10 protein-coding genes are annotated in these 9898 nt (G+C 29.4%); 9 read left to right on the plus strand and 1 reads right to left on the minus strand.

All coding sequences use genetic code 11. From position 1 onward, the window contains the following. Window positions 1–17: 17 nt before the first annotated feature. Window positions 18–1223, minus strand: a complete 1206-nt coding sequence (locus BVC87_RS03750; protein WP_075341008.1) for an FG-GAP repeat domain-containing protein — start codon at window positions 1221–1223, stop codon at window positions 18–20. A 153-nt stretch (window positions 1224–1376) separates the two neighbouring features. Between BVC87_RS03750 and BVC87_RS03755 the strand changes: the two genes are divergently transcribed. The 9 genes from BVC87_RS03755 to BVC87_RS03790 all read left to right on the plus strand — a co-directional run bounded on the left by BVC87_RS03755 (window position 1377) and on the right by BVC87_RS03790 (window position 9888). Then, on the plus strand, window positions 1377–1976 hold the full coding sequence (locus BVC87_RS03755) for a DUF6642 family protein (RefSeq protein WP_075341009.1): 600 nt from the start codon (window positions 1377–1379) through the stop codon (window positions 1974–1976). A gap of 223 nt (window positions 1977–2199) precedes the next feature. Continuing rightward, window positions 2200–3522 (plus strand): S41 family peptidase, encoded by a 1323-nt coding sequence (locus BVC87_RS03760; protein WP_083629239.1) that lies wholly within the window; start codon window positions 2200–2202, stop codon window positions 3520–3522. A 390-nt stretch (window positions 3523–3912) separates the two neighbouring features. Further along, window positions 3913–4842 (plus strand): sensor histidine kinase, encoded by a 930-nt coding sequence (locus BVC87_RS03765; RefSeq protein ID WP_159439312.1) that lies wholly within the window; start codon window positions 3913–3915, stop codon window positions 4840–4842. After that, window positions 4839–5516, plus strand: a complete 678-nt coding sequence (locus BVC87_RS03770) for a LytR/AlgR family response regulator transcription factor (protein ID WP_075341011.1) — start codon at window positions 4839–4841, stop codon at window positions 5514–5516. Before BVC87_RS03765 ends, BVC87_RS03770 begins: the two co-directional genes overlap by 4 nt. Before the next feature lie 198 nt (window positions 5517–5714). After that, the gene (locus BVC87_RS03775) at window positions 5715–6029 is read left to right on the plus strand and encodes a DUF3892 domain-containing protein (RefSeq protein WP_075341012.1); all 315 of its coding nucleotides are present in this window, start codon (window positions 5715–5717) and stop codon (window positions 6027–6029) included. 560 nt (window positions 6030–6589) lie between these two features. Next, the gene (locus BVC87_RS23840; RefSeq protein ID WP_262509519.1) at window positions 6590–6721 is read left to right on the plus strand and encodes a hypothetical protein; all 132 of its coding nucleotides are present in this window, start codon (window positions 6590–6592) and stop codon (window positions 6719–6721) included. Window positions 6722–6881: 160 nt separating this feature from the next. Continuing rightward, window positions 6882–7106 (plus strand): hypothetical protein, encoded by a 225-nt coding sequence (locus tag BVC87_RS23200; RefSeq protein ID WP_143569709.1) that lies wholly within the window; start codon window positions 6882–6884, stop codon window positions 7104–7106. 131 nt (window positions 7107–7237) lie between these two features. Then, entirely contained in the window at window positions 7238–8572 is a 1335-nt protein-coding gene (locus BVC87_RS03785; protein WP_075341014.1) for a DEAD/DEAH box helicase, read from the plus strand. Between the two features lie 2 nt (window positions 8573–8574). Continuing rightward, complete coding sequence (locus BVC87_RS03790) at window positions 8575–9888, plus strand: DEAD/DEAH box helicase (RefSeq protein WP_075341015.1); 1314 nt, start codon at window positions 8575–8577, stop codon at window positions 9886–9888. Window positions 9889–9898 lie beyond the last annotated feature (10 nt).

Raw genomic sequence — 9898 nt, forward strand, 5'->3', positions numbered from 1 at the left:
TTTTTTAATGTAAATAATTACTTTTTTCCAAAAAGAAGAAAATCTTGTGAGCCTCTATTACTTAAGAATATATCTTTAATCCCATCTCCATTTACATCCATAAAATCAATATCAAAGCCTTTACCCTTAATACTTTCTGGCATAAAAGTACCTGTGGCATCAGAAAATATTCCCTTTCCATTATTTACGTAAACACTAAAAGGAGTATTTCCATCAAATTGTTTTCCATTGGTATTTCCTGTCATAATATCCATATCTCCATCACTATCTATATCTAAAAAAGCTACACCAAAACAACGATTGTCATCTTTAGGTAAATGTTGAGTTCCATCAGAAAAAATACCTTTTCCATCATTTAATAACAATCTATTTTGTCGTAATGCATTAGGTACAAAAGCTTGTACATTTCCATACAAAACATCCAAATCTCCATCTGCGTCAACATCAGCAGTAACTACTTCTCTAGTTTCTTCAGGTTCCTCTCGATAGGGTAATCTATCTAAAGATTCATCTTTAAAAAATCCTTTTCCATCATTAATCAACAATCGATTCTTTCCTTCATTACCGACTAATAAATCTTGATCACCATCATTATCGATATCACATAGGGTAAGATCTTGTGTTACGTCCATAAATTTACCAAATCGTTCAATGGTTTCATCCTTAAAATATCCTTTTCCATTGTTAATTAGTATATTATTTTGACCGTTATTTCCAATAAGTATATCAGAAGCTCCATCATTGTTAATGTCGTAAACTACTACAGAATTAGAAGTACCAGTCACAGGAATTCTGCTTCCTCCATCTGAGAATGTACCATCTCCATTATTTACATATAGTTCATTAATTTTATCATCCTCACTAACAATTATAATATCTGGATCTCCATCCAAATCGAAATCTGCAATACCTATATCTTCACTATCATGAGCTATTTGAGGAATACGAGTACTACTTTCATTGGTGAATAGTCCCTTTCCATTATTCATGAGTAAAATATTAGGTCGATGCTCGTTGGCAATTATAATATCTGGATATCCGTCTAAATTAAGATCTCCAATTGCTGCATCCATAGAAAGCGATTGTAAGTCTTTATATGGCAAATGGGTTAGAGTTACATCATCATAAAAAAGGCTTCCATTTTTTTTATGAGTGTTCTTTTTTTGACCATATCCAGCAACAATAATACCAATAAGAAGTAGTGATATACAGTTATTTTTCATTGATCCATTCAGTTTGTGCTAATTTAAGTCTTTTCAAAACTAAACTTGTAGTATTTTATATCAGATTGGTTAAAAATAAGTCTTTCTTATGCTAAGCTTTTAGTTGTGTATCCTATTGTATTATTTTTGTGCTTTATTTTTAAATTCTGAAATTTGTTAGAGAAAAGACAACAGTTACCTCAAACACCTCTTATAGATGCAGGTTATTTTATATTCTGTTTGGAAGCAGTTCATGATATAGAAATGAACGAGACTACCGAAACGCAAAAGAAATTAGAACAATTAAGCTTACAATATGGAATAGCCAGTATTCACAAAACATGTGACACTATTGAAGGTTTAGAAGATAGCTTAAACGCTTTGGTTTTAGATGATCACCATTTCAAAAATTATGAAATTATTTATCTGGTTATGACAGGCGAAGCGAATAGTATTTGCTTAAATGATTACTACTATACTCTACAAGAAGTTGCTGAGATTTTTGAAGGACGATTAAACGACAAAATCTTACATTTTTCAAACGCAAAAGCCCTTGATTTAGAAGAGGAAGAATTTCAATATTTCTTAGATATTACAGGTGCAAAAGCTATTTCTGGCTACGGTAATGAGTTTAATGGAATTTCTAGTTCAAATCTTGATAGCGTGTTTTTTAACTTATTTAAAGAAGACGATAATATGTTAGATGTTGTGGAAGAACTCTATCAAAAGCATTATAAACTTTGTAAACTACTTGATTTTAGGTTGTATTATTAATCTGACTTCAATAAACTTACTCAACTAAATTTTATTGAATACATTTTCTTTTTAAGAAAGGGTAGAGGATTACAGTCAAAATGTATAAATTGGATAATTAGTTCTCTTTAACTTCACTTACATAATTCCCTTTCTATTTGCGCTTAATAGCGATCCGTCTACTTTTAAATTTTCTCATTTCATTTCGTTATACATTCACACTGCACCAATAAAATAACGAATTATGAAACACGTAAAAAATGTATTTTTTATACTACTAATTTTCTTACCCTTTTCTAACATCGCACAATCAAAAAACGATATTATTAATGTCATAAAAAAACGCATGCTAGAGAATTATATTTTTCTTGACAAAGCAAAAGAAACTAATGAGTATTTAGATCGCTTAATGACTATCAATTATTTTGAAAAATTTACAAATCCAAGAGATTTTGCCAGAGCATTATCGAAAGAAATGCAAAAAATAACAAAAGATAAACACCTAAATATAGCGCCACCAAGACAACGTCCACAAACACCAAATAACTCTGATTTTATATCAAGACACCTAGCTAATTTAACTCGATTCCGTTCTGGTGGTTTTGGAAAAATTGACGTACTTGATGGTAATATCGGTTATGTTGAATTAAACGATTTTAGAAGGGAAGATATCTCTAAAGTTGATGACATTATGAAGTATTTATCCACCGCAGATGCTATAATTATTGACTTACGAAAAAATGGTGGTGGGAATAGTCTAGGGCAATATTGGAGTAGTTATTTCTTGAAAGAAAACACACAGTTATCAGGAATGTATGAAAGAAGAACTGATACAAAAACAGAGATAAAAACAACTTCAATTAAAGGAGAGCAACGGTTATCAGTTCCCTTATTTATTTTAACGAGTAATCAAACTTTTTCTGCGGCAGAAGCTTTTTCTTACGATTTACAAAGTAGAAAAAGAGCAACCATTATAGGAGAAATTACTGGCGGTGGAGCACACCCTGTCAATTATATGTCTTTATCTAAAGGCTACGGAATCATTATGCCTTATGCCAGATCTATAAGTCCGGTTACTAATTCTAATTGGGAAGGTATAGGGGTAATTCCAGATGTAAAAACCACAAAAGAAAAGGCATTAAACAAAGCCATAGCCTTAGCCTTAATTTCATCTAAAAAATATAGACAAAAACCTTTTACAAAGTTAAAATTGATTTTAGAAAAAGATACTATTACACAAGCTGATGAAAACAAAATTCATGACCTATTTACAATATTACTTAAAAGAGGACATGTAGAATATTTTGTTATTAATGATTTAGGATATTCATATTTGGATAAAAATAAAATAGCAACAGCACATATAATTTTTAAATTAAACCTTAAATTTTTTCCTAAATTACCTAATACACACGATAGTTATGCTGAAATATTAGCACTACAAGGAAATAAAAAAGAGGCGTTACAACATTATGAAAAAGCAGTCTTTTTAGCTGAAGAACAAAATCATAGACAACTTGCCTTGTTTAAAAAAAATCTATCAAAATTTAAAGCGAATAATAAATAACGTGAGTTCGAAGTAAAACTTCTGTTTTATTGTTGCTAACCCCAATAAATATAGCCATTGTCACTTCGAGCGCAGTCGAGAAGTCTTCAAAATTCGAATTTTAAATAGGTTTCGACTGCGCTCAACCTGACATAAAAATTTAATAGATTTATTTTCAGAATAATATGAGTTGTATTATATCGAATTCATGTTAAATAATATTTTTAGTAATTATATCAGTTTATATTTATGCATTAGTATAAAAATTGAATGCAAAATTTCAGAAAAATAAAACAGTTCATTTTCAATAAAAAAATAATTTTCCAGCTTGTTTTCTGGGTAGCTATTTTATTGTACTACATAAGTACTAAATGGCCATTAGAGAAAAATAAAATCTTTTTATTTGAAAAAATGTTCTTGTTAGTAGCTGTTCAAATTCTACTTACCTATTTTGTAGTTCGTTTTATAATTCCGAATCTATTATCCAGAAAAAAGAAATTAAAATATATCATCGCGTTTATATGCTTAACTTTTATAGCTTATGTATTCTATACTGCGTTTCGATGTTACTATTTATTACCAAAGTATCCAGAAGTTTTTAGGTATAGGCCTCCGCTTATTTTTCAAGAACGAACAACCAATATTTTTGCTTTTTTAAACAATATTCCGTCGCTTATATTTCCAACAGTTATTGTAATAATTATCAATTATTATCAACAGCAAAAAGAATTTCTAAGTCTACAAGAGCAAAAAAAATCATCGGAACTAGAAGCATTAAAAAACCAATTAAATCCACATTTTCTATTCAATACATTAAATAATTTATATGCTTTATCACTAAAAAAATCAGACAAATCACCAGAAGTTATCGAGCGACTCTCTGATATTTTAGATTATATTTTATACAAGTGTAAAGACAAATATGTACCTATACGTGGAGAAGTAGCTCTATTAGAAAATTATATTTTATTAGAGAAATTAAGATATGGAAAAAAACTACAGACTACATTTGATCATTCTATTGAAAAGGAGATGAAAATTGCACCTTTACTACTATTAACCTTAACCGAAAATGCATTTAAACATGGAGTAGAAGAAGAGATTAATAGGGCAAACATCGCAATAGTGCTAAAAGCTACTGAAAAAGAAATTGATTTTACTATTGAAAACACGATTCCTGCAGTGGTTTCAAATGAGAATGAAAATAGTGAACGTGAACCTATTGGATTAAAAAACATTCAAAAACAATTAGATCTTTTATACCAACCCAATAGCTATACATTACATTTTTATGAAAAAAACAATGTTTTTAGTGTAGTACTAAAACTAAAATCAAAATGAAATATAAATGCTTAATTGTTGATGATGAAGAATTAGCCAGAGAACTAATAGAAAGTCATTTATCTAAATTGAACGATTTTGAGTTAATAGCGTCTTGTGATTCTGCACTCGAAGCTCATAAAGTAGTAAAAGAACATGAAGTTGATTTAATTTTCTTGGATATTAAAATGCCAGTTTTAAAAGGAACTGAGTTTTTTAAAAGTTTAACTACAAAACCAAAAGTAATATTTACAACTGCATACCGAGAATATGCAGTTGAAGGTTTTGAACTCAATGCAACCGATTACTTACTGAAACCCATCACGTTTTCACGATTTTTTAAAGCTGTAGAACGATTTATAGAAAATAAAAAAACTACAATACAAGACAACTATATCTATGTGCAATCCAATAGAAAGAATATCAAAATTTTATTTGATGAAATTCTCTACATAGAAAGTATAAAAGATTACATTAGAATTCATCTAGAAAAAGAAAAAATAATGATCAAACATGGTTTAAGTACTTTTTTAGAAAAATTAGATTATCGCTTTTTAAGAGTTCATAGATCTTATATTGTAAACACTACTAAAATAACAGCCTTCACTAAAAAAGATGTTGAGATTAATGACATTGAAATTACTATGGGTGAATCTTATAAAAATGAGGTTATCCAAAAACTAAAAAATAGCTGAGAATCGCGTATTTGAAAATTTCTGGAGGAATAATTATTAACATATAAAACACTAGCGTATTAGTTTAGTAATGCATTCTGTGAAATGAAATACATAGTATTTACTAAAAAATGTAGTCAAAAAATAGAGGATAAGGATATCCGTAAATTACTGTAAACCTATATATCTAATTTTGATTTGTAAACAAAATTTAATAAAATGGCAAAATCAGCAAACTACTTTATATCTGGTGTATGGAAAGATAATAAGGATAATATTACTCATGTATTATTGCACACTGTAACTGATAATAATACGTTTCAATACGGTGTCAAAACTACCGAGTTAACAGCTATCAACTTAATCAAACAAAAAAATATAATTAAGACTATTACTTGGGGATACCCTGGTTGGCAAATAGGAGCTTTAGTAACTTATGTAAATAATAATAACCGTGAATATCTTAGAACTGTTCCTAATGCAAAATTAAAAGATAACTTAGATAATTCAATTAACATGGAACCAATTAGATGATGTTAAAGTGACCTCATAAAACTTGACTATATCAATAGGCAAAGTTTTATGAGGTCTTGATACTTCGGTAGCAATCTGTATAATCTTTTGTTCTTTTTCTAAGAATAGCATCTCATTAAAGTAATCGCTGAGAATCGCGTATTTGAAAATTTCTGAATACATATACAGAATATTAAATTCTCAGACATGTAGAATCCACTAGATTTAAATTGAGTAAAATTATGAATATTTTAATTCAAATAATTTTTGCATATCATTAGTAAATTCGATTTTAAAAGCACTAAGAAATAAGACTTAATTATGATTATTTTTATATATCACAACTTAAATAAACATAAGACTTATCGATATAAATTCATAAGGAAGTTGTAGAATTAATTTATTCTTATAAAAGATTATGCATTTATAATGTCATTCAGAAAATTTTAAATATTTTTAATTCCCTATCATTATGTACACCAACTAAATTTAAAATCGTGAAAAATAAAACTTCAACTAATAGTATTACAAATCTTAGCAATATAATCACCAAAATTACGTAGTTTAAAATACTATAAATTATGAATCGAGTCATCATTATTACTTTATTATCAATTACTATACAACTTAATGCGCAAGAAGCATATACTAAATTACCAAGCGCAAAAGAACAGAATCCTGTAGTGATTTTCAATCAGAAAATAAATAGGTAGTGAAAGTTTGTTAAAAAGTTATAAAGAATCTACTGAGGATCTAAAAAAAGTGGCAAATGCTATATCAATCTTAAAAGATAAACCAGAGAAGGGCATACATGATTATTATAATCTTTCCGAACATGGAATCGTTTTCGTTGACCTAAAACAGATCATTCCCATGAATACCATCAAAACACAGGCTGAACTTAACACTTTTTTTGGTTTAGAAAAAACTTCAGACATTTATGTAGATGGATATTTGGTTGATAGTAAAGCCTATAAAATATCTTTGGCTGGTATTAGTGATATTGAATTGATTTATCCCAATACTGAAAATAAACTTTCAAGTACTGTATTGAATATATGGACATTACCTCTTGAAAAAAGATATAGATCGAATTAAGTTAAGATTTGTGGTCCCCTGAGTACTGTTTTAGTAGCTAAGAATCCTTGATTTTTGATTGTATCATTAATAATCTTCTATAAACAGTAATTGCTAAGGAAACACTGGTTACCTTTGCAAAAAATACATTCATGTCTAAAAGTTTTACCGACTTAGGAATTATTCCTGAAATCCAACAGAGTTTAAATGATTTAAAAATCTCTGTACCAACAGATATACAAGAAAAAGCGATACCCAACATTTTAAACAAAAATGAAGATATAGTCGCTTTAGCAAAAACAGGAACTGGTAAAACTGCAGCTTTTGGATTACCATTACTTCAATTAATTGACACGAATAACTCCAATATTCAAGCAATTATATTGGCACCAACGAGAGAATTAGGTCAGCAAATTCATGCAAACTTAAGCTCTTTCGCTTCACATATTCCTTCAATAGCTATTGCAGCCATTTGTGGTGGAACTCCAATAAAACCACAAATTGAACGATTACAAGAAGATACGCATGTCGTAGTGGCGACACCAGGAAGATTAGCTGATTTAATAAAACGTGAAGCGATTCATATCAAAAACATCTCCTATTTTATTCTAGATGAAGCCGATGAAATGGTCAGTGCTTTAAAAGATGGATTAGACACAATAATCAAAGAAATACCTAAGAAAAGGAGAACGTTATTATTTACAGCAACACTTTCTGGAGCAATCAAACAACTGATAAACAATTACATGTCTAAAGATGTTATTCAAATTGAAGCCGATATGGAAACTGTTGGACATCAAGGAATAAAACATCAATATGTAGTTGTAAAACCCATAGAAAAACTAGAAGTTTTATTACATTTTTTAGCTTCTAAAGAAAGAGAAAGAGGAATTATTTTTTGTAAAACTAAAGCGGCAGTAAATAAACTAGCGAAAAAATTAGCGATTAATAAATTCTCTTCAGGTGCTATTCACGGAAGTTTAACACAAGGAATTCGTGATCGGATAATGGAACAATTCAGAGCTGGACACATCAATATTTTAGTAGCTACAGATTTAGCTGCACGTGGAATAGATGTAAAAGAAGTTTCTTACGTTGTGAATTATCATTTACCAGACACTTATGAAACGTATGTCCACAGAAGTGGACGAACGGCAAGAGCAGGAGGGAAGGGACTTTCATTAAGTGTCATACAAGAAGAAGAAATAGAAGAAATTCCTGATTTTGAAGAAGAATTAGGCATTACTTTTCGTCAGTTTAAAAAAGCCGATGCACAAAGTATAGAAGAAAACAATACGTTATTATGGGCAAAGAAAATATTTAAAACCAAGCCCAATAGAACCGTTTCAGAGGATTTTAAAGATAAAGTTAAAACTGTATTTCATCATTTGACAAAAGATGAATTAATTGAGAAAGTTTTAGCCTATCATTTGGCAGAAATGAATACAAATAAATTGAAACAAGATTCTCAAAAAAATAAGAAATAGTTATGGCAAATAACATTAAACAACAGCAGGATATTTTAGCTAAATTGAATATCCAAGAGTTAAACCCAATGCAAGAAGAAGCTCTAGCTGTTATTGAAAAAGAAAGAAACACTATACTACTTTCTCCAACAGGAACTGGTAAAACGTTGGCTTTCTTATTGCCATTACTAAAAACCTTAGATGCTAATAATTCCGAAATACAAGCTTTAATTTTAGTTCCTTCACGCGAGTTAGCCATACAAATAGAACAAGTAGCTAGAAATATGGGATCTGGTTTTAAAATAAATGCTGTTTATGGAGGAAGACCAATTGCTAAAGATAAAGCTGAATTACAGCATTTACCTGCTATTTTAATAGGAACACCAGGAAGAATTTCTGATCATTTTAGTAGTAATCGTTTTTCAAAGAATAGTATTAAAACAATAATTTTAGATGAGTTTGATAAATCTTTAGAGGTTGGTTTTGAGTATGAAATGAGAGGAATTATAAATCAAATTCCTAATCTAAATAAACGAATACTAACTTCTGCTACCCAAGGTGTTGAAATCCCTGAATTTGTTGGGCTAGATAAACCTAAAATCGTTAACTACTTAAAAAACGAGAAAGTTTCAAAATTAGAGATAAAAAACGTTGTTTCTCCGAAAGAAGACAAAATAGAGACTTTAGTTGATTTACTTCGGTATATAGGAAATAAGCCCGGTATTATCTTTTGTAACTTCAAAGATAGTATTGCAAAGGTTAGTGATGTTTTACGGGAAAATAAGATTAGTCATACTTGTTTTTCAGGAGGAATGGAACAAAGAGACCGAGAACGTTCTTTAATTAAATTTAGAAACGGAACTTCTCAATTATTGGTTGCAACCGATTTAGCCGCTAGAGGCATTGACATTCCTGAATTGAAATATATTATTCATTACGAACTTCCAAGAGCTATTGAAGAATTTACGCATAGAAATGGTAGAACAGCCAGAGTAGATGCCGAAGGAATAGCTTATGTATTACATTCAAAAAAAGAATTTTTACCTGAATTTATAAAGAAAATAGAAGGAATAGATATTACTGAAAAAGCAAAATGGAAACCACAATTTTGGACAACTTTGTTTATTTCAGGTGGACGAAAAGATAAAATATCAAAAGGAGATATCGCTGGACTTTTCTTTAAACAAGGAAACCTAAATAAAGAGCAATTAGGTATTATAGAATTAAAACAAGATTGTGCTTTTATTTCGGTTCCGTTAACTATTGCTGACAACTTAGCAGAAGAATTAAATAATTCTCGTTTAAAAAAGAAAAAGGTAAGGGTATATCGCATTTAAAATCAGAACA

Source organism: Tenacibaculum agarivorans (genome assembly GCF_001936575.1).
GTDB lineage: Bacteria > Bacteroidota > Bacteroidia > Flavobacteriales > Flavobacteriaceae > Polaribacter > Polaribacter agarivorans.